Origin of the sequence: Sphingomonas sp. S-NIH.Pt3_0716 (assembly GCF_003950715.1) — a bacterium.
Taxonomy (GTDB): Bacteria; Pseudomonadota; Alphaproteobacteria; order Sphingomonadales; family Sphingomonadaceae; genus Sphingobium; species Sphingobium yanoikuyae_A.
Map to the genome: position 1 here is coordinate 90,451 of NZ_QLJK01000003.1, position 23,690 is coordinate 114,140.

Consider the following 23,690-nt stretch of genomic DNA (forward strand, 5'->3'; position numbering starts at 1 on the left):
CAGAATGCGGCAAACCAAAGGAAATTAGAGCATCCTCCGATTCAACCTAATCGGAGGATGCTCTAGAAACCCGCCACCATCGCTTCGCTCACCTGCCACAGCTTCAATGCCTGCGCATCATCCTGCGCGGCCGCCGATGGCGTCAGTTCGGCGCGCTGGTGGAAATAGCCGCCGCTGCTGCGCCCCGGTTCCTCTGCGCTGGCGAGCCAGACCAATGTGTCGGCCGCCTGCGCCGGGGTAACCGACCGGTCGAGAATCGATTCCATATAGGCCTGCATCGGCGCGTCGCAGTGGCTGGCGAAATTGCTGGCGACCACGCCGGGATGCATGGCGTGGGCGACGATGCCGTCATCGGCCACGCGGCGGGCCAGTTCGCGGGTGAACAGGATATTGGCGAGCTTCGCATGGCAATAGGCCGCGCCACCGACGAAATTGTCGGCGAAGCTCAGATCATCCCACTGGATGCCCTGGCTCTGCTCATGCCCGGTCGAGGACACGGCGATCACGCGCACCGCGCCCGGCCCCCGCCTGGCGGCGGCGGCGCGCAGATTGGGCAGCAATTTCTGCGTCAGCAGGAAGGGGGCGAGATGGTTGGAGGCAAAGGTTGCCTCAAACCCTTCGGGCGTGATCGTCCGCTCCGCCACCACGCCGCCGGCATTGTTGAGCAGTGCGTCGATCTCCGGCGCAAGCGTCGCGATCTCCCGCGCGACGCTTGCGGTATCGGCCATGGAGGAAAGATCGGCGCGCAGCATCGTGAAATCGCCGCCGGCCTCGGCCCTGAGGTCAGCTTCCGCCTCGGCGCAACGGGTGGCGTCGCGGCCGATGCCGATCACCCGCCAGCCCTGTTGCAGCAGGGCGCGGGCGGCTTCCTTGCCGACGCCGGCGCTGGCCCCGGTGACGATCGCGGTGCGTTGCGTGTCGCTCATGCGTAAACGGGCTCCATAGTGGGGGGACGGCGCCCCAGGGTCAGGAACAGGGCAGCGCCGGCCAAAGTGATGCAGGCGCTGAGCGCCAGGAACGGCGCATAGCTGCCCCAGATGCTCAGGGTGAGGCTGAGCGTCAGCGATCCTAGCGCTGCGCCGCCCGCAATCGCTGCGCCGACAAAGCCCATGACCAGGCTGAACACGCCCAGGCCAAAGCGGCGCGAGACGAGATAGGCGGCGATGTCGCCCTCCGCCCCCTGTGCCAGCCCCATCATCGCGACCGAGAGGGCAAGGACGATGGTCGCATCCAGCGGCGAGGCCATCAGCGCCATGCCGATCGCCGGCATCGCCAGTGCCAGCGCGGCGACATGGTGCGGCGGCATCCGGTCGAGCGACAGGCCGCAGGCGAAGCGGCCGAGCAGCACGCCGATCGCATAGATGGAAATCAGCCAGGAAGCGGTCTGCGACGCGGCGCCGCTGTCCATCAGCACCAGCTTCATCTGGGCGGAGGCGAGGCCCTGCGGGAAATTGACCAGCACCATGCCGACGATCAGCACCCAGAAGGCGGGATTGCGAAAGATGACGCGGCTGCCGACGGGCGCGGGCGTCCCTGCTTCCTCGACCTCCTCATGGGGATGCACGCCGACATGGGCGGGCGTCAGCAGCACCGCGATCAGGCCGAAGACCAGGGTGACGCCGCCCATCAGCAGATAGCCGTTGCGCCAGCCCTGGCTTTCGATGAAGCCGCCGAGCAGCGGGGCGATCACCGCGCCGACCAGCGGCGGACCGGTCATCACGATCGAGAAGGCCAGGCCGCGTGCCCGCTCGAACCGTTCGGCGACGATGCGGGTATAGACCGGCGATGTGGTGAGCGTGCCGAGGATGATCTGCAGCACGGCGACGGCGAAGAAGGCGCGGATGCTGCCCGGCTGGAAGGCGAAGCCCAGATAGGCGATCGGCCCCGCCAGCACGCCCACGGCGGATACCGCGCGCACGCCGAAGCGGTCGGTCAGCCGCCCGGTGATCGGCTGCATGATCAGCATCAGCAGGCCGAAACTGCCGAGCAGGGCGAATTGGGATTTCTCCCAGCCGAACTCGCCGATCATCTTCGGCGCGAACAGGCTCATCGTATAGGCGGACAGGCCGATGCCGAAGCCCAGTCCCATCGTCGCGGCGAGCAGGGGGCGCCAATGCGTCCGCAATTCGCCCCAATAGGCCGATCCCATATCCCTCTCCTCATCCGGTTCCGGCGGCCTCTTGCGGGCCGTCCGGGGGTTGCTAGTCCGATCTTGTCCTTATGCCGTTCAGGAACAGGCGCACGGCGGCCCGCACCCAGTCATCCACCTCGGCGGCGCTCATCGGCTGGGGTGATCCCACCAGCCGGATCGGTCCACCCAGCACCATCGTCATGAACAGGCTGGCTGCCATGTCCGGCCGGTCCACGCAAATCGCCCCGGCGCTATCATGGCGGCGCAGCAGGTCGGCCAGATGGTCGTGCACCGGCTGGGCGCCCTGGCTGTAGGACAGCATCAGAAGGTCGGGGAAGCGATAGGATTCGGTGGTGATGATCCGCCGCAGCCGGACGCCCTCGGGCGTCGACAGGTCGGCGATGCGCAGCCGGGCGATCGCGACCAATATGGTTTCCAGATCCTCGCCGGTGATTGCCTCCAGCGCGGCGCGCGGCGTGGCGGTGCGCGCGATCGCCCGGCCGACCGCCGCCATGAACAGGGCCGCCTTGTCGGGATAGCGGGCATAGATGGTGCGCTTGGTCATGCCGACGGCGGCGGCCACCGCCTCCATCGTCGTCAGCTCGAACCCCTTGTCGAGGAACATGTCGAGCGCGGCGTCGAGCATTTCGGCCTGGCGCGCCTGCGCCTGCTCGCGGGTCGGGCGCCCGGCGGTGGGGCGGGGGTCTGAAATCGGTGTGTCCATGACCAGCATCATTATGGCCCTTGCCGCCTTTTGCGAATCATGCATAATGAAACGCATCAGGTGCTATTAATGCACCGAAGCCACAAGGGCAAGGAGCAGGATATGGGCGCGCAGGCCGATCGCCTCACCGGACTGGTCAGTTCGGACTATCGATTCAACATTCCCTACGCCGAATTGCGCGACGCGCAGATCGCGGCGCTGAACGAGCGGTTCCAGGAAAAGAAGGACGGCATCCGCCTGCTCGGCCACCGCGCGCGGGAAGCGGGGATCAGCGAAGTCACCTCGCTCGACGACGCGGTGAAGCTGCTGTTCCCGCATACGGCGTACAAGAGCTATCCCGAAAACTGGCTGATGCAGCAGCGCTGGGACAAGCTGACCCAGTGGCTCAACACCATTTCCGCCCATCCCGTGACCGACATCGACCTGGATGGCATCACCGATGTCGACGACTGGATCGCCCGGCTGCAGGCGGCCGGCCATTATGTCTCCTGCTCCAGCGGCACCACCGGCAAGTCGGCGATGCTGATCGCGTCGCAGGCGGACATGGACTGGTCGAAGGTCGATACCGTCAATGTCTTTGCCTGGGGATCGGGCGTGCAGCCGGCGCAGGATCGCCGCATCATGGGCCTGGCCCCGGTCGCCAAGGTGCCCAAGAACGAGATTATCGGCGAAGCCCAGCGGGCGGCATTTGGCGATCCCGCCAAGGAAATGTTCCAATATCCGGTGCCGCCGATCACCGTCGGCTCGCTGACCCGCATGGTCGTGCTGCGCAAGGCGATGGCGGACGGCAGCGCGCTGCCCGGCGACATTGCCGAGTTCGAGGAAACGTCCCGCTTCCGGCAGGAGGCGATGGACGCCGCCGTCCATATCGCCGCCGATGCGATGATCGAGCATCGCGCCGACAAACTCTATATCGCGGGCATGTGGAACGCGCTCTACCATGTCGCCAAGGCGGTGCGGGAGCGCGGCTATAGCGCCAAGGATTTCAACCCGGACAACTGCATCTATATCGGCGGCGGCCTCAAGCGCGCGCAACTGCCGGACGACTATCAGCAGTTCGTGCACGAAACCTTCAACATCCCCGAAGGCCGGCACTTCCAGAATTATTCGATGCAGGAACTCAACAGCGGCATGCCCAAATGCCGCGAGGGCGGGCGCTATCATGTGTCGCCCTGGATCGTGCCGATGATCCTGGACAAGGATGGCGACGCGCTGATCGATCACGGCCATGACGGCGAGGTCGAAGGCCGGGCCGCCTTCTTCGACCTGTCGCTCGACGGCCGCTGGGGCGGAGTCATCACTGGCGACCGGATATCGGTCGACTACAGCCCCTGTGCCTGCGGCAATAGCGGGCCATCCATTCGCGACAATATTGCCCGCTATGCCGATCTGGACGGCGACGACAAGATCGGTTGCGCGGGCACCGTCGATGCCTATGTGCGAGGTGTGGCATGAGCGTGCTTGAACAGGCGGCGCCGGTCGAAACGGCGGCCGAACCGATCCGCGTCGATCATTTCGTGCGCGGCAAGCTGGTCGAGGGCGGGGCGGTGCGCCATCGCTCGCGCGATCTGGGCGTCGATTTCGCGACGCCGCAGATCGACCTCAATGCGCTGGTCGCGCCGCGATCGGAACTGCCGCCGCTGCTCGACGTGCCGGTCAGCGAGATCATCGATTTCCTGGTCGAGGCCGGACAGCGGATGGATTTCGAGACCAATCCCTATTTGCAGGCGGCGCTGGAGCATACGGTCAAGGTCAATCCGCTGCCGCGCCGGGTGGTGGAAAATCTGTTCCGCCGGGCCAAGCATTTCCTGACGCCCGAGGGGCTGCGCTGCAGCATCGAATCGAGCTTCCTTAATCCTGCCGCGCTCGACCGCTGGGTGGAGCGCACCGACATGCACGGCAATCGCGGCGCGCTGCGCGCCTTTCCGCCGCGCATGGTGCATATGCTGGCCGGCAATTCGCCCACCGGCTGCATCTCCTCGATCGCGCAGGGCGCGTTGGTGAAGGCGGTCAACGTCTTCAAGATGCCGTCGAGCGACCCGTTTACCTGCGTCGCGATGCTGCGCACCATGGCCGACGTCGATCCCGATCACCCGGTCGTCCGGTCGATGTCGGCGGTCTATTGGCGCGGCGGCGACGAGCGGATCGAAGGCACGCTCTATCGCCCCCAATATTTCGACAAGATCGTTGCCTGGGGCGGCGGCGACGCGATCAAGAATGTCATCAAATATTTGGGGCCGGGCATCCAGATGGTGTCGTTCGATCCCAAAACGTCGATCTCGATGATCGGGCCGGAAGGGTTCGATCCCGCCGTGATCGACGATGTCGCCGATGCCGCCGCAACCGACGTCGCGACGATGAATCAGGAAGCCTGCCTCGCCAGCCGCTTCATCTTCGTCGAAGGCGACCGGGCCGGGGTGGAGGCCTTCTGCGCCAAGTTGCAGGAAAAGCTCGGCCTCGATCGCGAAACGGCGTCCGCGGTCGCACATCCGCTGCCGGTCGAGGTGCGCGACGAGATCGAGATGCTGACCCTGATGGGCGACGACACCAAAGTCTGGGGCAAGCCCGATGGCCGGGGCCTCGTCATCCTGACCGACGAGCCGGTCGATTTCCATCCGAGCAACAAGACCGCCAATGTCGTCCATGTCGCCTCGCTCGATGCGGCGGTCCGCCATGTGAATGTCGCGACCCAGACGATCGGCATCTATCCGCCCGAGCGGAAACTCGCGCTGCGCGATCGCCTCGCCAGCGCCGGGGCGCAGCGCGTCGTGCGGCTCGGCGGCGCGGCCAAGCATGTGATGGGCGGCGCCCATGACGGCATGTTGCCGCTGCAGCGCTTCGTCCACTGGATGAGCGACGAGGACGCCTGATCCTATCTGGCCGGGCGGGGAGGGGCCATCGCGCAAGCGATCCTTTCCTGCCTGCATTGCCTCCCGCGTCGAACCGGTTTCAAATCCTGCCCGGACAAGACGGCTCCAGCCGCATGATCGTCGCGCGCCACGACCGCGCCGCAACAGGTGAGGACAAGCGCATGGCAGACAGCGACCCGCATTTCGACACGGCTTCCGCCGTCACGCCGCCCGAAGCGCTGCCCTCCATGGCCTATCGCGCCTATTTCCTGCTGCTGATGGTGCTGGTGTCGGCTTCGGTCCAGGGCGAACGCTATCTGATGGTGGTGATGGTGGAGCCGATCCGCCACGAACTGGGCCTGTCCGACGCCGCGATCGGCATGGCCAAGGACATGATCATCGCGATCGTCTATATCCTCGCCATCATTCCGCTGGCGCGGCTGGCCGATGGCTGGTCGAAGCGCAAGATCGTCGCCATCGCCGCCACCGTGTGGAGCGCCGCTGTCATCGTTTGCGGCCTGGCGAAGAGCTTCTGGATCCTCCTGATCGGCCGCGCCGGCATCGGCCTTGGCGAAGGCGGCTTCACCCCGCCGTCCCAGGCCTGGATCGCCGACCTCTTCCCGATCCGCCAGCGCGCGACCGCGCTGTCGATCTTCCTGCTCGGCGCGTCGCTCGGTACCTTCCTTGGTCCTGCCGTCGGCGGCTGGGCGGTGCAGGCCTATGGCTGGCGCGAGACGCTGATCTTCGCCTCCATCCCGGGCTTCATCCTGGCGCCGATCGTCTGGTTCACCCTGCGCGACAGCCGATCGGGTCTGGCCGACGGCGCCTCGGCCGAACAGGCGCGGCCCGTGCCCTTCCTCCAGACTGCGCGCGAATTGCTGGCGATCCGCACCCTGCCGCCGCTGATCGCCGCCGCGTCGCTCAATGCGCTGCTGACCATGGGCTTCATCAGCTGGGCGCCGGCCTTCATGGAACGGACCCATGGCATGCCGGCCAGCCAGGCCGGGTTGCAGATGGGCGGCGCGCTCTTCTTCGGTTCGGCAATCGGCCATACGCTGGGCGGACCGCTGGCCGACTATCTCGGCCGCCGCGACATGCGCTGGTATGTCTGGATATTGATGCTGTCGGGCGCCTGCGCCACCGCGATCGGCTGGATGATCCTGACCGGGCCGGGCGAGCGCGTCTTTCCGCTCTATGGCCTCAACATGCTGCTGGGCGGCCTGTCTGCTGCGCCGCTGATGGCGGTGGTGGCGGGGCTGGTGCCCTCGCGCTCGCGCGCCACGGCGATCGCGGTGCTGATGGTGTCGATCCAGGTCGTGGGCCTGGGCGGCGGACCGGTGCTGGTGGGCGCGCTCAGCGATGCGCTGCGCCCGGTCTATGGCGAGGATTCGCTCGGCATGGCGATGCGCTGGGCGCTGCTGGTCGGCATTCCCAGCACAATCCTCGCCTGGTTCTCCAGCCGCAGTTGCCGCAAAGATTTCGCCGCGGCCGGCGGCTGGGACCGCAGCACCATGCCCGCCGCCATCCACTGACGCGAGGAGCGCTGCCGATGCCCGCCTACATGATCGTCACCCGCGAAGGCCCGATCGCCGATCAGGACGCGATGGATACCTATAGCGCAATGAACCGCGCCAATGCCGCGACCTTCGTTGCCCATTACGGCATCCGTCCGCTCGCCGTTTATGGCGCGCAGCAATTGCTGGAGGGCGAGGGTGCGGACGGCGCGATCATCCTGGAATTTCCCGACGCCGCCAAGGCCCGCGCCTGGTATGACAGCCCTGAATATCAGGCGGCCTTGCCCTATCGGATGAAGGCAGCGCCCTATCGCGTGCTGCTGGTCGAGGGACTTTGAGATTCTCCATCAAGGACGCATCATGACCGACATCACCCCCCGTATTTCCCATCTGCCGCGCGACCAGTGGACCGACGACGCGCGCGAGGTTTTCGCCTTCTGGGGCGAACCCAATGCCTGGGAGGAGGGCTCCAAGACCAATGTCATGATGGTGATGGCCAACCATCCGCCGCTGGGGAAGGTCTATAATATCTGGGGCAAGCATCTGCTGATGGCGAACAGCCTGTCGACGCGCGCGCTCGAACTGCTGATCCTACGCGTCGCCTGGCGGGTGAACTCGGCCTATGAGTGGCATAATCATGTCGGCTATGCGCTCAACGCCGGCATCACCCTGGAAGAAATCGGCGCGATCCGCGATTTTCCCGAAGGCGGCGACTGGGCAGAGGAAGATGCGCTGGTGCTGCGCTCGGTCGACGAACTGATCGAGGACGGCAAGATCAGCGACGCCGCCTGGGACGGGCTGGGCGCCCATTATGACACGCGGCAGAAGATGGATCTGGTCTTCTCGATCGGCCATTATGTCATGACCAGTTGGGCGCTCTCCTCCTTCGGCGTCGGTATCGAAGGCGGCGCCGACCCGATCGGCTTCGACCTCAAAACCGGATCGGGCAGGACGCCGGGCAAGACCTTCAAGCCGGGCGAAAGTGACAATTGGACCGACACGCGCGGCTATTGATCTGGGCCATCCTATCGCGCCGGTGATATGGCGGCGGCGGGCCGCTTTTGCGCATTGTCCGCCGCCAAAGGCGCGATAGCAGGGGAACAGATATTCGCTGTTTCAAAGGGGACACACCATGGCCACCGACATCCTGCTGCCCAAGATCGGCTTTTCCATGACCGAGGCGCAGATCGCCGAATGGCTGGCCGAAGACGGCGCGACTGTTACCGAGGGCCAGCCGCTCTATCTGCTGGAAGCTGACAAGTCGGCGAACGAGGTCGAGGCCCCGGCCAGCGGCACGCTGCGCATCATCGCCCAGCCGGGCGAAACCTATGAGGTCGGCACCGTTCTGGGCACGATCGAATAAGATGGTGCTGCGCGTCGGCATCGTCAGCGCCGCCTGGGGCGCCTTCGCGCATCTGCCTGCCTGGCGCGCCATTCCCGGCGTCGAGGTAACGGCGATATGCACCTCGCGCGAGGAGACGGCCCGCGCCGCGCAGCAGCGGCTCGGCTTGCCGCGTGCCTTCTGGAATGCGCAGGAGATGTGCGCCGATCCCGACATCGACATTGTCGACCTCGGCACTCGGCCCAGCGTCCGCCTGCCGATGGTGCTGGCCGCGCTCGCCCATGGCAAACATGTCTATAATGCCAGCCCCCACGCCCCCGACTGGGCCGGGGCCAAGGCGATCGATACGGCCTGGAGGGACGGCGCCAGCATCGGCGTGGTCGATGCCTTCTCGCAATATCTGCCCGCCCTGCGCCAGATGAAGGCGATGCTGGACGACGGCCATATCGGCGCGTCACTCGGCGGCACCTGCCATTTCAACATCTCGCTGTTCAACCAGCCCAACAAGCTTTTCCCATACAACTGGTTCGCGCAGGCCGGGCAGGGTGTGTCGGCGGTGCGCAACAATGGCAGCCACGCGCTCTATCTGCTGCTCCACCTGCTCGGTCCGATCGCCGAACTGGTCGCCGACGACAGTCAGATACTCAAGCGCTGGACCTTCCCGGACGGCGACACCATCACGCCCGAAACCACCGATCTCGCCAATGTCATCCTGCGCTTCGAAAGCGGGCTGGTGCTGCAGATGCAGATCAGCTGGAGCATGGCGCTGCATGACGGTTTCCTGCTCGACCTGTTCGGCGACAAAGGGCGGATGGTCTCGACCTCGCCCACTTTCCCGACCGCGCGCGACGGCACGCTGCGCGCCGGGCAACTGGGCGGCACGCTGGAGGATGTCGCGCTGCCTGACGCGTTCAAGACGACGCCCGGCATCGCCCTCGACTGGCAGAGCGAGCCCCAGCCCAGCTATCCGATGGCGCTGTCGATGCAGGCCATGGTGGCGGCGATCCACGGCCGCGGCGTGGCCGCCCCGGACTTCGCCCGCGCGCTCGAGGTCGAACGCATCCAGGAAGCGATTCGCATCTCCAGTGCCGAACGCCGCTGGGTGCGCGTGGCGGATATTATCTGACCTTCGTTAGCAGGCGATGAGAGACGGGCCGGTCATCACGCTCGTCCAATCGCCCCTATCGCCCTGTAAACTTCGCTGTCCGCTTCTCCTTGAGCGCGGCGATCCCCTCGCGGTGATCGGCGGTGCGGACGCTGAGCGATTCATAGGCGATGCCGGCTTCCATCACGGCGCCGGCGATCCGCTTCAATTCCATGTTGGTCAGGATCTTGGTCCAGCGGATCGCATTGGGCGCGCCGGCCAGCAGCTTGGCGCAAAAAGCATCGACCGCCCCGTCCAGTTGATCGGCCGGCAGGCAATGGTTGATCAGGCCGATCTCCGCCGCCTTGGCCGCGCTCAGCAATTCGCCGGTCAGCAGATATTCCTTCGCCTTGGCCAGGCCGATCCGCTGTGCCCAGATGACTGCACCGCCATCGCCCGCGACCAGGCCGATGCCGACATGCGGATCGCCGATCTTCGCCCCCTCGGCGGCAAAGATGATGTCGCACAGCAAGGCGATCGACGCGCCCAGCCCGACGGCATGGCCGTTCATCCGGCACACCACCGGCTTTTCGATGTCGAGCAGGGCGGACACGATCCGCTTCGCCTGCCGCGCTTCATGATCGAACAGATGCGGATTGGCGGCATTATGCTCCATATGGGCGATGTCGCCACCGGCGGAGAAAGCGCGCCCGGCGCCGGTCAGCAGCAGCACGTCCGACCCATTGTCGCGGCCGGCAAAGGCCAGCGCCTCGGGCAGTTCGTCATGCAGGTCGAGATTGACCGCGTTCAGCGCTTCCGGCCGGTTGAGCGTCATCACCAATAGCCGCCCCCGCCGCTCCAGCAGGATGGTGCGATAATCGGGCAGGTCATGGTTCATGCGTCTCTCCTTGGCCCTCGCTCTAGCATGGCGCCGCGCCGCTCCAACGTCGCCGTGGCGATGAGCGTGGCTTCGCCCTCCCCATCATCGCCCCGGCACGATAGCCCGGATGAACAGAAAAGGGAGAGCGGCGCATGGACGGGTTCGACGAGATATTCGACTGGGTGGTCGTGGGCAGCGGCGCCGGTTCGATGAGTTCGGCGCTGGTCATGCGCCAGGCCGGCAAGTCGGTCGTCATCCTGGAAAAGACCGACAAGATCGGCGGCACCACCGCCAAGTCGGGCGGCGTCATGTGGATTCCCGCCAACCGTTTCATGGCAGCCGATGGCGAGGCGGACAGTGCCGAGGCGGCGATGACCTATCTCGACGCGCTGCAGGCGCTCGATGGCCACCCGGCGCCGGGCACCTCGCGCGAGAAGCGCCTCGCCTATGTGACGCAGGCGCCGCGCGCGGTCGATTTCCTGGTGGATCAGGGGGTGGCGCTGCAACGCGGTTCGACCTTCTGGCCGGATTATTATGATGAGCAGCCCGGCGGCTGCAAGACGTCGCGCACCGTGGTGGCCAGGCCCTTCAACCGCAAGGAACTGGGCGACTGGGCCGACCGGCTGCGTCAGGGCTTTGCCGAATTCAACGTCACGCTGGTCGAGGGGATGGAGGCGCAGGGCCATCGTCGCACCAACAGGGCATCGGGCAAGCTGATGGCCAAGATCGCGCTGCGCACCATTCGCGACAAGCTTTTGGGCCGCAAATATACCACGGCCGGGGCCGCGCTGCAGGGACGGATGCTGAAAGCCGTGCTGGCTGCCGGCGCCGATGTCCGCACCGATACGCCGGTAAGCGAGATCGTCGTGCAGGAGGGGATCGCCACCGGCGTCGTCACGGTGAAGGACGGCAAGCCCTGGCGGATCGGCGCGCGGCTGGGCGTGCTGGTCAATGCCGGCGGCTTTGCCCGCAACCAGGCGATGCGCGACCGCTACATGCCCGGCACCCGCGCCGAATGGTCGCAGACGCCCGAGGGCGACACCGGCGAGATGCAGCAGGAACTGGAGCGGATCGGCGGCCGGCTGGCACAGATGGACCAGATGGTCGGCTATCAGCTCACCCCCGCGCCCGGCTGGGACAAGGGCTATGTCGCGCCCGGTGCCCAGTCGATGACCGGCAAGCCGCACGCCATATTGGTCGATCAGGGCGGCACCCGCTTCATGAATGAAGGGGGCAGCTACGAGCTGTATTGCGAAACGATGGTCCGGCGGAACGCGGTGGTGCCGGCGGTGCCGAGCTGGGCGATCCTGGACCGTCAATATGTCGAACTTTATGCCGTCGCCGGCCGCTTCATCGACAAGGCGATTCCCGAGGGCTGGGTGGAAAGCGGCTATCTGCACAGCGCCGACACGATCGAGGGGCTGGCGACCAGCATCGGTGCCGATCCCGCCACCCTGGCCGCGACGGTGGCGCGCTGGAACGGCTTCGTCGCGGTCGGCAAGGATGGGGATTTCGATCGCGGCGCGCGCGCCTATGACAATTGCGGCTTCGTCGGCGATCCCTTTTCCGCGGAGCGCTCCATGGGGTCGATCGAGAAGGGGCCTTTTTACGCCGTGCCGGTCGTGCCGGGCGATGTCAGCACCTATGGCGGCGTCGTCACCGATGAACGCGGGCGGGTGGTCGATGGCGCGGGCGCGCCGATCCCCGGCCTCTATGCCACCGGCGTCACCACCGCATCGGTGATGGGCAATGTCTATGTCGCGGCGGGCGCCAGCATCGGGCCGTCGATGGTGTTCGGCTATATCGCCGCGCGCCATGCGGCGGGGCTGGAAAATCAGTAACGAAGGAAGGGAATAGCCCGGAAAACCATTGCCCCCGACGCGGGGGGAGTGCGCCGGGGGCCTGGTAAGATGTCTCGGCCTGAGGGGGCTGGCCGGGACCATTTACAGATAGGAAGCCGCTGGCCGCTTTCAACCCGCGTCGGACGGAGAATTTTCATCCTGCGCATCGAACCGGGCCGGACGCGAGAGCAGGAAGGGCAGGCTGGGCGAGGCGATCTTGGTCTGGCCGCCATCGGCGTGGATCAGCGTTACGCGGCCGACCCCCGGCGAGGCCACGACCGCGACCACCGTATCGACCCATTGGTGCAGCACCGCGCGCGAATGGGCGAGTTCGTCGCCGCCCGTCCGGGCATCGCCCTCCGCCTCCAGTTCGGCCTCCAGTTGCAGCACGCGCTCGGCCGCCTCGCGCGCCTTTTCATTCTTGTCCATGCGTCCGTTCCAGAATTTAGAGTAGGTTTATCCCGATCTTGCCGAAGAATTGGCCGCTTTCCAGATGGCGGCAGGCATCGGCCAGACGGGTGAGATCATAGACCGCATCGACCACCGGCCGGATGCGATGCTGCGCGCAAAAGGCCAGCATCGCCGCATGCTCGGCGCGGTTGCCGACCGAGATGCGGGCGACCGGATGGCCGCCGACATCGGCGAGGTGCCAGCTGAAATCGGACCCCAGCATGCCGATCGCGGCGATCACCCCGCCGGGGTTGAGCAGCGATGCGGCGGTTTCCACCTGGCTGGCGCCGACCACGTCGACCACGATGTCGACACCGCGTCCGCCCAGCGCCTGGCGGATTGCCGCCGGCCAGTCGGGATCGGTGCGATAATTGACGCTGATGTCGGCGCCCAGCGCGCGGGCGCGCGCCAGCTTCGCGTCGGAGGAGGAGGTGATGGCGACATGAGCACCGGCCGCCTTGGCAAATTGCAATGCCGCGATCGAGACGCCGCCCGTGCCCTGGCACAATATCCATTCGCCCCGCTGGATCGGGCGGGGCAGGAACAGCGCGTTCCAGGCGGTGAGGCCGGCGCAGGTCAAAGTCGCGGCCTCCAGATCGCCGAGCGCGTCCGGCACGATGCACAGGCTTTCGGCCGGAAAGGCCGCATATTGACGCGCGACGCCGTCGGCGCTGCCGCCCAGCATCGCCATGCTCGGCTGTCGCCCCTCCAGCCAGCCCAGCGCGAAAATCGGGTTGACCCGGTCGCCCGGCTTCACGCGCGATACGCCCTCGCCCACCGCGACCACCTCGCCGGTGGCGCAGGACAGGGGGACATAGTCGGGTTCCTTGGCAAGCCCCGCCATCATGCCGCGGGCGATGATCAGGTCGCGGAAATTGAGCGTCGCTGCCTTGAGCCGCACCAGCGCCTCGCCGGGGCCCGCAACCGGGATCGGCACGCTGTGGATCGCGATCCCCTCAATCCCTTCGCCGCCCCTGGCGACGGCGGTCAGCATGTTCGTCATCGCGCGCTCTCCCTGCTGCCAGCTTGAGCCGATCGGACCGCATTGCAAGCATCGCCGGCCGCATATCGGTGGAGCGAAATCGCGCGGAAAAGCGACGCATTTTCGCGCCTTTTGGGCCGTGGGGGCACATATCGCCGGGGCGAGTTGACCCCCGATGCCCGACAGCCAATGCAGGGGGCACATTCCATAGCCATCGAGGAACCCATGGCAGAGTTGAGCAACGCCCCGGCGCCGAGCCAGGAAGCGCTGGTGGACATCTACCGCCGCATGATCCGGATCGAGCGCAACGACGACGCGATCCGCAAGACCATCCGCCTGGGGCGGCTGGTCATGCCCTATTATTCGGCGCGCGGGCAGGAAGTGATCCCCGCGACCATCTCGTCGCTGCTGACCGATGACGACAAGATCTGCACCATCTATCGCGGCATCCACGACATGGTGGCCAAGGACATGCCGCTGCGCCCGCTCTGGGCGGAGATTGCCGGCCGGGTCGACGGCACCTGCAAGGGCAAGGGCGGGCCGATGCACCTTACCCATCCCGAAACCGGGGTGATGGTGACGACCGGCATCGTCGGCTCCTCCATGCCGATCGCCAATGGCCTTGCCTGGGCGGCGAAGCTGGATGGATCGAAGCGGGTGACGATTGCCTATTTCGGCGATGGCGCATCGAACATCGGCGCCTTCCACGAGGCGCTGAACCTGGCGTCGGTGTGGAAGCTGCCGGTGATCTTCGTGTGCCAGAATAACGGCTTTGCCGAACATACGCGCTACGAAAATGGCACCTCGGTCGACTTCATCGCCAAGCGCGCGATCGGCTACGGCATGCCCGGCCATACGGTCGACGGCAATGATCCGCTCGCCATGTATGCCGCCGCGCATGAAGCGATTACCCGCGCCCGCGAGGGCGAGGGGCCGACCCTGCTGGAGTGCAAGACCTTCCGTTTCCTGGGCCATGTCCTGGGCGACGACGACAAGTACATGACCAAGGAAGAAAAGGCCGCGGCGATCGCCAAGGATCCGCTGCCCGCCTTCAAGGCATGGCTGGTGGCACAGGGCCACGCGACCGAGGATCAGCTGGCCGACATGCAGGCGAAGATCGAGGCCGAGGTCGAGGATGCCCAGGAATTCGGGCTGGCCAGCCCGCTGCCGTCGGTCGACGAACTGCGCCGCGATGTGTTTGCCCAGGAGATGCCCGCATGACGGCCAAGAAGATGAACTCGCTCCAGGCCGTCAATTCGGCGCTCGCCCAGGCGATGGCGGAGGATGACAAGGTGCTGGTGCTGGGCGAGGATGTCGCCGACCGCGAGGGCGGCGGCGTCACCGGCGCGACCGCTGGCCTCTCGACCCGCTTCGGCGACGATCGCGTCAAATCGACGCCGATTTCCGAACAGGCGATCATCGGCGCGGCGATCGGCGCGGCGCTGGCCGGCTACAAGCCGGTGGCGGAGATCATGCTGATGAACTTCACCACTGTCGCCATGGACATGATCTTCAACCATGCCGCCAAGCTGCGCTTCATGTCGGGCGGGCAGAGCACGGTGCCGATCACCATCCGCACCCTGACCGGCGCGGGCTGGCAGACCGCCGGCCAGCATGCCGACCATCTGGAAGGCTGGTTCGCCCACACCGCCGGCATCAAGGTGGTCGCGCCCTCGACTCCGGCCGATTACAAGGGGCTGCTCTTGTCCTGTATCCAGGATCCCGATCCCTGCATCTTCATCGAATCCGCCGGCAGCCTGTTCATTCCGGGCGAGGTGGATGAGGTCGCGACGCCGATTCCGCTGGGCAAGGCGCGGATCGTGCAGGAAGGCAGTGACATCACCATCGTCTCCTGGTCGTCGCAGGTGCTGCGCTGCCAGGCCGCGCTGCCGGCGCTGGCGGAGGCCGGCATTTCGGTCGAGCTGGTCGATCTGCGCACGGTATCGCCCTGGGATCGCGAAGCAGTGCTGGCCTCGGTCGCCAAGACCGGCCGGGCGCTGGTGGTGCATGAGGCGGTGCGCGACTTCGGTCCGGGCGGCGAGATCGCCTCGACCATTGCGGAGGAACTGTTCGGCCAGTTGAAGGCCCCGGTCCGGCGTCTGGGCGCGCCCAAGTCGCCGGTGCCCTTCGCCAAGGTGCTGGAGGACGCCTATATCGTCTCGCCCGAGCGCGTGGCCGAAGCGGTCAAGGCGCTGATGGCCTGAAGATCGGAAGACGGCCGGGGCAGCAATTGCTCCGGCCGCTTTCTTCCTACCGTCCCGCTTCCCCCACCGGCAGCACCGTGGTGAATTTCGTCACCGACAAGGCGAAGTGGGAGGAAGCGCCGCCGACCGAGGGGTGTTTGAGCAGGTTGCGCATCAGGAAATGTTCGTAATCGGCGACGTCGGAGGCCACGACCCGCATCAGATAGTCCCATTCGCCCGACATGAGGTAGCATTCCATGATCTGCGGATGGGCCTCGACAAAGGCGTGGAAGGCGTCGACGCTTTCGCTGGTGTGGCTCTTCATCCGCACGCTGCACAAGATGTTGACGGCATGACCCAGCTTCTCTGCATCGGCGAGCCGCACCGCGCCCTTGAGCACGCCCATCTCCTCCAGCGCCCTGATCCGCCGCCAGCAGGAGGGGGCGGTGCTGCCGACCCGTTCGGCCAGGTCCGCATTGCTGAGCGAGGCGTCGCGCTGAAGCTCTGCGACGATGCGGCGGTCGAGTGCATCGAGATTGACGGATTTGTTCATGATGTCGCCGATCGGTGAATTAATTTCGCAAAATCCCTTGTAAATCCTGCCCGATTGAAAGGCAATTACGCCCAGTCTGTGAGAGATTGGCGTGATGGTAGAGGAGCTTGAACCACCCGCAGGCGCTGCGGCCGACTGGACGATCCCGCAGGCGTGGGACCGGTACAGCGCGGCCGAGCACGCGATGTGGGACAGATTGTTCGCGCGCCAGTCCGCCATGTTGCCTGACAGGGTGGTGCCCGAGTTCATGGCCGGGCTTGATATATTGCGCATCAACCGCCCCGGCATCCCCAATTTCGATGAACTGTCCGATCGGCTGATGCGGGCGACCGGCTGGCAGGTGGTGGCCGTGCCGGGACTGGTCCCCGACCGGGTCTTTTTCGAGCATCTGGCCAATCGCCGCTTCGTCGCCGGCCGCTTCATCCGCACCCCCGACCAGATCGACTATCTGCAGGAGCCGGACATTTTCCACGATGTCTTCGGCCATGTGCCGCTGCTCGCGAATCCGGTCTTCGCCGACTATATGGAGGCCTATGGTGAGGGCGGCCTGCGCGCCGCCGACCTGGGCGCGATCGAGCGGCTGGCCCGGCTCTACTGGTACACGGTCGAATTCGGCCTCATTCGCCGGCCCGAGGGGCTGCGCCTCTATGGCGCGGGCATCGTCTCCTCCTATGGCGAATCCGTCTTTGCGCTCGACGATCCCTCGCCCAATCGGCTCGGCTTCGATCTCAAGCGGCTGATGCGCACCCTCTATCGCATCGACGATTATCAGCAGAGCTATTTCGTCATCGACAGTTTCGAGGATCTGCTGCGCCAGACGGTCGAGACCGACTTCGCCCCGCTTTATGCGCAACTGGCGGGGCAGCCCGATTTCGCGACCGATGCGATCGCCGACACCGACATCATCTACACCCGTGGCACCCAGGCCTATGCCCGTGCCCGCGCTTCTGAGGTACTATGACAGACACGACCCTTCTTGCCCCGGCACCCGGCCGGTCCCTGTTCGGTGCGCTCGATCGCCAGGCACCCGACGCGCTGCTGGGGCTGATCGCGCAATATCGCGCCGATCCGCGCGCCGACAAGATTGACCTGGGCGTCGGTGTCTATCGCGACGAGGCGGGCGCGACCCCGGTGATGCGCGCGGTGAAGGCGGCCGAAACGGTGCTGCTGGCCGATCAGGGCAGCAAATCCTATCTCGGGCCGGAGGGCGACACGGGCTTTGTCGATCTGCTCGCCGCCATCGTCTTTGGTCCGCTCGCCGGTTCGGACCGGATTGCCGGGGTGCAGACGCCGGGCGGCACCGGCGCGCTGCGGCTGGGCGCCGACCTGATCGCCCGCGCCCGTCCCGGCGCCACCGTGTGGATTGGCGATCCGACCTGGCCCAATCATGCGCCGATCTTCCGCGAGGCCGGGCTGACGCTGGCCTCGCACCGTTTCCTGGATGGCGCCGGCGCGGTCGATTTCGACGCGATGCTGGCTGATCTGGCCGCGGCGCAGGCCGGCGACGTGTTGCTGCTCCATGGCTGCTGCCATAATCCGACCGGCGTCGATTTCAGCGCCGATCAATGGGCGGCGATCGCCGATCTGTGCGCGGCGCGCGGCCTGATCCCGTTCATCGACCTTGCCTATCAGGGGCTGGGCGACGGGCTGGAGGCGGACGCTGCCGCGACGCGGCAGGTGCTGGCCGCCGTGCCCGATGCGCTGGTCGCTTATAGCTGCGACAAGAATTTCGGCCTCTATCGCGAGCGGGTGGGGGCGCTGTGGGTGCAGGGGGCGAATGCCGCGCTGACCATGCTTGCCTTCTCCAACATCGTCGCGCTGGCGCGCGGCATCTGGTCGATGCCGCCCGATCATGGCGCGGCGATCGTGCGCACCATCCTGGAACGGCCGGCGATGCGCGCGCAATGGACGGACGAGCTCGACCAGATGCGCACCCGCATCAATGCGCTGCGCACCGCGCTGGCGGCGGCCCATCCGCAGCTTGCCCCCATTGCCGGCCAGCGCGGCATGTTCGCGATGCTGCCGGTCAGCGCCGCCGCCGTCGCCGCCATGCGCGCCGACCATGGCATCTACATGGCCGGCAATGGCCGCATCAACATCGCCGGGCTGCGGCTCGACACCATCCCCGCCTTTGTCGCCGGCCTTTCGCCGCACCTGCCTTCTGCCTGAGGAACCCGCCATGACCATCGATCCCGCCAACCCGCTGGGCCTCAACGGCTTCGAGTTCGTCGAATTCACCTCGCCCGAGCCCGAGAAGATGGCCGCCCAGTTCGAGCAGCTGGGCTTCACCGCGACCCACCGGCACCCGACCAAGAACATCACCCGCTACAAGCAGGGGCGGATCAACCTGATGCTCAATCGCGACGATGCCGGGCGCGTCGCTGCGTTCCGTGGCGAACATGGCCCCTCGGCCAGCGCCATGGCCTTTCGCGTCGCCGATCCCGATGCGGCGCTGCGCTGGGCGCTCGACCATGGCGGCAAGCCGACGGACGAGAATGACACGGTGATCCAGGGGATTGGCGGCTCCTACCTCTATTTCATGCCCGATGGCGGCGATCCCTATGCCGACTGGGCGGAATATCCCGGCTGGCGGGAAGCGGAGGCGCGCAACAATGTCGGCCTCGACCTGCTCGACCATCTGACCCACAATGTGAAGCGCGGCCAGATGCGGGTGTGGAGCGAATTCTACCGCACCCTCTTCGGCTTCGAGGAGCAGAAATATTTCGATATCAAGGGCAAGGCGACCGGCCTGTTCAGCCAGGCGATGATCGCCCCGGACAAGGCGATCCGTATTCCCCTGAACGAGAGCCAGGACGACAAGAGCCAGATCGAGGAGTTCATCCGCGACTATAATGGCGAGGGTATCCAGCATATCGCGCTCACCACCGCCAATATCTATGACACGGTCGAGCGGCTGCGCGCCCGCGGGGTGCGGCTGCAGGACACGATCGAGACCTATTATGAGCTGGTCGACCAGCGCGTGCCGGGCCATGGCGAGGATCTGGAACGACTGAAGCGCAACCGCATTCTGATCGACGGCAATGTCGGCGAGGAGGGCATCTTGCTGCAGATCTTTACCGAGACGATGTTCGGCCCGATCTTCTTCGAAATCATCCAGCGCAAGGGCAATGAAGGCTTTGGCAATGGCAATTTCCAGGCCCTTTATGAATCGATCGAGCTGGACCAGATCCGTCGCGGCGTGATCACCGTCGATGAGTGACGCGCCGCCCCGGATGATGAGCGGCTTCGGCAATCATTTTTCGACCGAGGCGGTGGCCGGCGCGCTGCCGGTGGGGCGCAATTCGCCCCAGCGCGTGCCCTATGGCCTCTATGCCGAGCAATTGTCCGGCACCGCCTTCACCGCGCCACGATCGGAGAACCGGCGCAGCTGGCTCTATCGCATGCGGCCGGCGGCATCGCATCCATCCTTCGCGCCTTATGATGCTGCAGCCTTGCTGCGCAGCGCGCCGTTCGACGAAGTGCCGCCCTCACCCAACCGGCTGCGCTGGAACCCGCTGCCGCTGCCTGCGGATGACGTCGATTTCATCGACAGCCTCACCAGCTATGCCGGCAATGGCGATGTCGCGGCCGGGCAAGGCTGCGCCGTGCATCTCTACGCCGCGACCGCCTCGATGGTCGATCGCGCCTTCGTCTGCGCCGATGGCGAGATGCTGATCGTGCCGCAGCAGGGCGCGCTGCGCATCGTCACCGAATTGGGCGTGATCGACGTCGCGCCGTTGCAGATTGCGCTGATCCCGCGCGGTGTCCGCTTCCGGGTCGAGCTGATCGAGGGCACGGCGCGCGGCTATGTCTGCGAAAATTACGGCGCGCCCTTCCGCCTGCCCGATCTGGGACCGATCGGCGCCAATGGCCTCGCCAATCCCCGCGATTTCGAGGCGCCGGTCGCGGCCTATGAGGATGTCGAGCGGCCATTCGCCCTGATACAGAAGTTCATGGGCCGCCTGTGGATAACCATGCTGGACCATAGCCCGTTCGATGTCGTCGCCTGGCACGGCAATCTCGCGCCGCTGCGCTATGACCTCACCCGCTTCAACACGATCAACACGGTCAGTTTCGACCATCCCGATCCCTCGATCTTCACGGTGCTGACCTCGCCCAGCGAGACGCCGGGCACCGCCAATATCGATTTCGTCATCTTCCCGCCGCGCTGGATGGTGGCGGAGGACACGTTCCGGCCGCCCTGGTTCCACCGCAATGTGATGAGCGAGCTGATGGGGCTGATCCATGGCGAATATGATGCCAAGGCGGGCGGCTTCGCGCCCGGCGGCGCGTCGCTGCACAATGGCATGGCCGGCCATGGCCCCGACCGCGCCAGCTATGACAGGGCGATCGCCGCGGACCTGGCGCCGCAGCGCATCGCCGACACCATGGCCTTCATGTTCGAAAGCCGCATGGTGCTGCGCCCGACGCGCTGGGCGATGGAAAGCCCGCTGCTGCAACCCGATTATGATGAATGCTGGTCCGGCTTCCGCAAGGCCCAGCTTCTCCCGATGAACGAGACCCCATGAGCTATTGGCACATAGACGAGACCCATGATCCCGCCCGCACCAGCTGGGTCGACAGCGCGCAGGATCATGGCGACTTCCCGATCCAGAATCTGCCCTATGGCCTGTTCTCGCCCGCAGGAGCTGCGCCGCGCGCCGGTGTCGCGATCGGCGACGCGATATTGGACCTGGCCGCCTGTGTCGGCGCCGGGCTGATCGATTGCGCGCCGCTGCTGGATGGGCAGCTCAATGCCCTGATGGCGCTGCCGGTAACGGAGCGGGTCACCCTGCGCCGCCGGATCGGCGCGCTACTGTCGAACCCGGCGCATCGCTTGGCGGTCGAACCGCTGTTGCACCGGGCGGCGGACTGCACGCTGCACCTGCCGGCGCGGATCGGCGACTATAGCGACTTCTATGTCGGCATTCATCACGCCAACAATATCGGCCGCCAGTTCCGGCCCGACAATCCGCTGCTGCCCAATTATAAATATGTGCCGATCGGCTATCATGGCCGGGCCTCCTCGATCCGCCCGTCGGGCGATCCGCTGGTCCGTCCGCGTGGTCAGCGCAAGCCGCCCGAGGCCGAGGTTCCGGTGGTCGGCCCGACTGCCCGGCTCGACTATGAGCTGGAACTGGGCGTGTGGATCGGCGCCGGCAATGATCTGGGTAGCCCGATCCCGATCGGCCAGGCGGCCGATCATGTCGCCGGCTTCTGCCTGCTCAACGACTGGTCGGCGCGCGACTTCCAGGCGTGGGAATATCAGCCGCTCGGGCCCTTCCTGGCCAAGAATTTCCATTCGACCATTTCACCCTGGGTGGTGACGCCCGAGGCGCTGGCGCCGTTCCGCATCGCCCAGCCGCCCCGGCCCGAAGGCGACCCGGCGCCGCTGCCTTACCTCAGCGATGCCGATGACCAGGCCCATGGCGCGCTGGCGCTGACCTTGGAAGTCTATCTCTCCACCCAGGCGATGCGCGACGCAGGCCAGCCGCCGATGCGGCTGAGCCAGGGGCCGGCGAGCAACATGTACTGGACCGTCAGCCAGATCGTCACCCATCATGCCTCCAATGGCTGCAACCTGATGCCCGGCGACTTGCTGGGCAGCGGCACCATCTCCGCCCCGACGCGCGAGGGCTATGGCAGCCTGATGGAAATCAGCAGTGGCGGCCGCGAGCCGATCAGCCTGCCATCGGGCGAGACGCGCTGCTTCCTGGAGGATGGCGACGAGGTGACATTACGCGCCACCGCGTCCGCCCCCGGCCATGTGTCGATCGGCTTTGGCGAATGCCGCGCGATGATCGTGCCGGCGCGATGAGCGACCTTATCCTTCATGGCTATTGGCGGTCGAGCGCGAGCTATCGCGTGCGGATCGCCCTTGGCCTGAAGGGCATCGACTATACACAGGTCACCCATGATCTGCGCAGCGGCGCGCAGCGCGCGCCCGATTATCGGGCGCTGGCGCCGCAGGGGCTGGTGCCCGCGCTGGTCGATGGCGACAGCGTGCTGACGCAGAGCGGCGCGATCCTGGAATGGATCGAGGCGCGCTGGCCGCAGCCGCCCTTGCTGCCCGCCGATCCCGGCGATGCCGCGATCGTCCGTGCCATGGCCGGCATCATTGCCTGCGACATTCATCCACTCGGCAATCTGCGCGTGTTGCAGGCGCTGCGGCAGGATTTTGGTGCCAGCGAGGATCAGGTCCGCGCCTGGATCGCCCGCTGGACCGGCGAGGGGCTGGCCGCGCTCGAAACATTGGTCGCGCGCCATGGTGGCACCCATGCCTTCGGCGACGCGCCCAGCTTCGCCGACTGCCATATCGTGCCCCAACTCTACAATGCCCGGCGCTTCGGCGTCGACCTGACGCCCTTTCCGCGGCTGTGCGCCGTGGACGCGGCGGCATGCGCGCTCCCCGCCTTTGCCGCCGCGCACCCCGATCGCCAGCCCGACGCGGACGCATGAGCGACGCCGACACGCGCCTGTTCGCGACGCCGGCGGGCGTGCGCCTGTGCCCGATCGACCAGATTGCCGACGGCAAGGCACGCAATTTCGTGCTGCAGATGCGCGCCGGCCGCTTCCATGGCTTTGCCGTGCGGGATGGTGACCAGGTCAGCGGCTTTGTCGATCAATGCCCCCATGCCTGCCTGCCGTTGGCGCAGCAGCTGGACGATTATCTGACCCCGGATGGCAGCCATATAAGATGCAGCTGGCACGGGGCCCTGTTTCGCCGCGACGATGGCGTCTGCGTCGGTGGGCCATGCGTCGGCCAGCGCATCGCGCCCTGGCCGCTCAGCATCGCCGATGGCTGGATTGTCACCGCTGCCCAAAGCGACTAGGAACCGGCCCAGGGACGGCGCTTCGCATCGTCCCGACATGATCGCGCCGGTGCCCCCACGGGGGCTTAAAATGGGAAGGCGGTGCGGATGCCATGGCATCCAAGTCCGCAGCTGTCCCTGCAACTGTGAGCGGCGAGCGTGATGAACAGCGCCCTCCCCAGCCGGGAGGGCAGCCACTGGGCCGGACGCTAAATCTTGCGAGGCCTGGGAAGGCCGTTCCTCCCGCTATGACCCGCAAGCCAGGAGACCTGCCGGCGTTTAGGTCGCTCTTGCTTTGGTCCAGGGGATGGCCGGGGCACGGTGTTCCGTCTGAGCGACAGGTTG

Annotated in this window: 24 protein-coding genes and 1 riboswitch; of the genes, 17 read left to right on the forward strand and 7 right to left on the reverse strand. The window is 66.3% G+C overall.

What is annotated here, in order from left to right:
• Positions 1–62 precede the first annotated feature (62 nt).
• The 3 genes from BRX37_RS03145 to BRX37_RS03155 are packed head-to-tail and all read right to left on the reverse strand — an operon-like array spanning position 63 to position 2,855.
• On the reverse strand, positions 63–926 hold the full coding sequence (locus BRX37_RS03145) for an SDR family NAD(P)-dependent oxidoreductase (protein WP_125985476.1): 864 nt from the start codon (positions 924–926) through the stop codon (positions 63–65).
• Positions 923–2,149 carry an MFS transporter gene (locus tag BRX37_RS03150; protein ID WP_125985477.1) on the reverse strand — a complete coding sequence of 409 codons (1,227 nt, stop codon included), beginning with the start codon at positions 2,147–2,149 and terminating at the stop codon, positions 923–925. Before BRX37_RS03150 ends, BRX37_RS03145 begins: the two co-directional genes overlap by 4 nt.
• Before the next feature lie 52 nt (positions 2,150–2,201).
• A complete protein-coding gene (locus BRX37_RS03155; RefSeq protein ID WP_318276585.1) occupies positions 2,202–2,855 on the reverse strand; it encodes a TetR/AcrR family transcriptional regulator C-terminal domain-containing protein in 654 nt (217 codons plus the stop codon).
• A 69-nt stretch (positions 2,856–2,924) separates the two neighbouring features.
• On the opposite strand from BRX37_RS03155, the gene BRX37_RS03160 reads away from it, so the two are divergent.
• From BRX37_RS03160 to BRX37_RS03190, 7 genes are all read left to right on the forward strand, one after another.
• The gene (locus BRX37_RS03160) at positions 2,925–4,310 is read left to right on the forward strand and encodes a hypothetical protein (protein WP_318276586.1); all 1,386 of its coding nucleotides are present in this window, start codon (positions 2,925–2,927) and stop codon (positions 4,308–4,310) included.
• Positions 4,307–5,725: an acyl-CoA reductase gene (locus tag BRX37_RS03165; RefSeq protein ID WP_125985480.1), complete on the forward strand. Its 1,419-nt coding sequence runs from the start codon at positions 4,307–4,309 to the stop codon at positions 5,723–5,725. Before BRX37_RS03160 ends, BRX37_RS03165 begins: the two co-directional genes overlap by 4 nt.
• A gap of 161 nt (positions 5,726–5,886) precedes the next feature.
• Positions 5,887–7,236, forward strand: coding sequence for an MFS transporter (locus BRX37_RS03170; RefSeq protein WP_318276587.1), 1,350 nt, complete (start codon positions 5,887–5,889; stop codon positions 7,234–7,236).
• Positions 7,237–7,253: 17 nt separating this feature from the next.
• Positions 7,254–7,556 carry a DUF1330 domain-containing protein gene (locus tag BRX37_RS03175; RefSeq protein WP_125985482.1) on the forward strand — a complete coding sequence of 101 codons (303 nt, stop codon included), beginning with the start codon at positions 7,254–7,256 and terminating at the stop codon, positions 7,554–7,556.
• A gap of 22 nt (positions 7,557–7,578) precedes the next feature.
• Complete coding sequence (locus BRX37_RS03180) at positions 7,579–8,232, forward strand: carboxymuconolactone decarboxylase family protein (protein ID WP_125985483.1); 654 nt, start codon at positions 7,579–7,581, stop codon at positions 8,230–8,232.
• 118 nt (positions 8,233–8,350) lie between these two features.
• On the forward strand, positions 8,351–8,581 hold the full coding sequence (locus BRX37_RS03185; protein WP_004209482.1) for a biotin/lipoyl-containing protein: 231 nt from the start codon (positions 8,351–8,353) through the stop codon (positions 8,579–8,581).
• 1 nt (position 8,582) lies between these two features.
• Positions 8,583–9,686 carry a Gfo/Idh/MocA family protein gene (locus BRX37_RS03190; protein ID WP_125985484.1) on the forward strand — a complete coding sequence of 368 codons (1,104 nt, stop codon included), beginning with the start codon at positions 8,583–8,585 and terminating at the stop codon, positions 9,684–9,686.
• Positions 9,687–9,741: 55 nt separating this feature from the next.
• Here BRX37_RS03190 and BRX37_RS03195 read toward each other — a convergent pair whose 3' ends face one another.
• Positions 9,742–10,542, reverse strand: a complete 801-nt coding sequence (locus tag BRX37_RS03195) for an enoyl-CoA hydratase/isomerase family protein (RefSeq protein ID WP_125985485.1) — start codon at positions 10,540–10,542, stop codon at positions 9,742–9,744.
• Positions 10,543–10,676: 134 nt separating this feature from the next.
• On the opposite strand from BRX37_RS03195, the gene BRX37_RS03200 reads away from it, so the two are divergent.
• Positions 10,677–12,365, forward strand: a complete 1,689-nt coding sequence (locus BRX37_RS03200) for an FAD-dependent oxidoreductase (RefSeq protein ID WP_125985486.1) — start codon at positions 10,677–10,679, stop codon at positions 12,363–12,365.
• A gap of 129 nt (positions 12,366–12,494) precedes the next feature.
• On the opposite strand, the gene BRX37_RS03205 is transcribed toward BRX37_RS03200, so the two are convergent.
• Together BRX37_RS03205 and BRX37_RS03210 are read right to left on the reverse strand one after the other, a co-directional pair.
• Positions 12,495–12,794 carry a hypothetical protein gene (locus tag BRX37_RS03205; RefSeq protein WP_017500048.1) on the reverse strand — a complete coding sequence of 100 codons (300 nt, stop codon included), beginning with the start codon at positions 12,792–12,794 and terminating at the stop codon, positions 12,495–12,497.
• Positions 12,795–12,810: 16 nt separating this feature from the next.
• Positions 12,811–13,818: a zinc-dependent alcohol dehydrogenase family protein gene (locus tag BRX37_RS03210; protein WP_125985487.1), complete on the reverse strand. Its 1,008-nt coding sequence runs from the start codon at positions 13,816–13,818 to the stop codon at positions 12,811–12,813.
• A 204-nt stretch (positions 13,819–14,022) separates the two neighbouring features.
• On the opposite strand from BRX37_RS03210, the gene BRX37_RS03215 reads away from it, so the two are divergent.
• Both BRX37_RS03215 and BRX37_RS03220 read left to right on the forward strand, forming a co-directional pair.
• On the forward strand, positions 14,023–15,018 hold the full coding sequence (locus tag BRX37_RS03215; RefSeq protein WP_010335430.1) for a thiamine pyrophosphate-dependent dehydrogenase E1 component subunit alpha: 996 nt from the start codon (positions 14,023–14,025) through the stop codon (positions 15,016–15,018).
• Positions 15,015–16,001 carry an alpha-ketoacid dehydrogenase subunit beta gene (locus tag BRX37_RS03220; RefSeq protein ID WP_125985488.1) on the forward strand — a complete coding sequence of 329 codons (987 nt, stop codon included), beginning with the start codon at positions 15,015–15,017 and terminating at the stop codon, positions 15,999–16,001. Before BRX37_RS03215 ends, BRX37_RS03220 begins: the two co-directional genes overlap by 4 nt.
• Before the next feature lie 46 nt (positions 16,002–16,047).
• On the opposite strand, the gene BRX37_RS03225 is transcribed toward BRX37_RS03220, so the two are convergent.
• Positions 16,048–16,533, reverse strand: a complete 486-nt coding sequence (locus BRX37_RS03225) for an Lrp/AsnC family transcriptional regulator (RefSeq protein ID WP_004209492.1) — start codon at positions 16,531–16,533, stop codon at positions 16,048–16,050.
• A 94-nt stretch (positions 16,534–16,627) separates the two neighbouring features.
• Between BRX37_RS03225 and phhA the strand changes: the two genes are divergently transcribed.
• Genes phhA through BRX37_RS03260 form a run of 7 tightly spaced genes read left to right on the forward strand, consistent with a single transcriptional unit; the run spans position 16,628 to position 23,366 of the window.
• Positions 16,628–17,494: a phenylalanine 4-monooxygenase gene (gene phhA, locus BRX37_RS03230; protein WP_125985489.1), complete on the forward strand. Its 867-nt coding sequence runs from the start codon at positions 16,628–16,630 to the stop codon at positions 17,492–17,494.
• Positions 17,491–18,702, forward strand: a complete 1,212-nt coding sequence (locus BRX37_RS03235; RefSeq protein WP_125985490.1) for an amino acid aminotransferase — start codon at positions 17,491–17,493, stop codon at positions 18,700–18,702. Before phhA ends, BRX37_RS03235 begins: the two co-directional genes overlap by 4 nt.
• A 10-nt stretch (positions 18,703–18,712) precedes the next feature.
• On the forward strand, positions 18,713–19,753 hold the full coding sequence (gene hppD / locus BRX37_RS03240) for a 4-hydroxyphenylpyruvate dioxygenase (protein WP_004209495.1): 1,041 nt from the start codon (positions 18,713–18,715) through the stop codon (positions 19,751–19,753).
• Positions 19,746–21,062: a homogentisate 1,2-dioxygenase gene (gene hmgA / locus BRX37_RS03245; RefSeq protein WP_125985491.1), complete on the forward strand. Its 1,317-nt coding sequence runs from the start codon at positions 19,746–19,748 to the stop codon at positions 21,060–21,062. Before hppD ends, hmgA begins: the two co-directional genes overlap by 8 nt.
• A complete protein-coding gene (gene fahA, locus BRX37_RS03250) occupies positions 21,059–22,351 on the forward strand; it encodes a fumarylacetoacetase (protein ID WP_125985492.1) in 1,293 nt (430 codons plus the stop codon). Before hmgA ends, fahA begins: the two co-directional genes overlap by 4 nt.
• Positions 22,348–22,992, forward strand: a complete 645-nt coding sequence (gene maiA, locus BRX37_RS03255) for a maleylacetoacetate isomerase (RefSeq protein ID WP_125985493.1) — start codon at positions 22,348–22,350, stop codon at positions 22,990–22,992. The genes fahA and maiA overlap by 4 nt, the downstream gene beginning before the upstream one ends.
• On the forward strand, positions 22,989–23,366 hold the full coding sequence (locus tag BRX37_RS03260) for a Rieske (2Fe-2S) protein (RefSeq protein WP_125985494.1): 378 nt from the start codon (positions 22,989–22,991) through the stop codon (positions 23,364–23,366). Before maiA ends, BRX37_RS03260 begins: the two co-directional genes overlap by 4 nt.
• A gap of 30 nt (positions 23,367–23,396) precedes the next feature.
• Positions 23,397–23,636: riboswitch (cobalamin riboswitch) on the forward strand.
• The last annotated feature ends 54 nt before the right edge of the window (positions 23,637–23,690 follow it).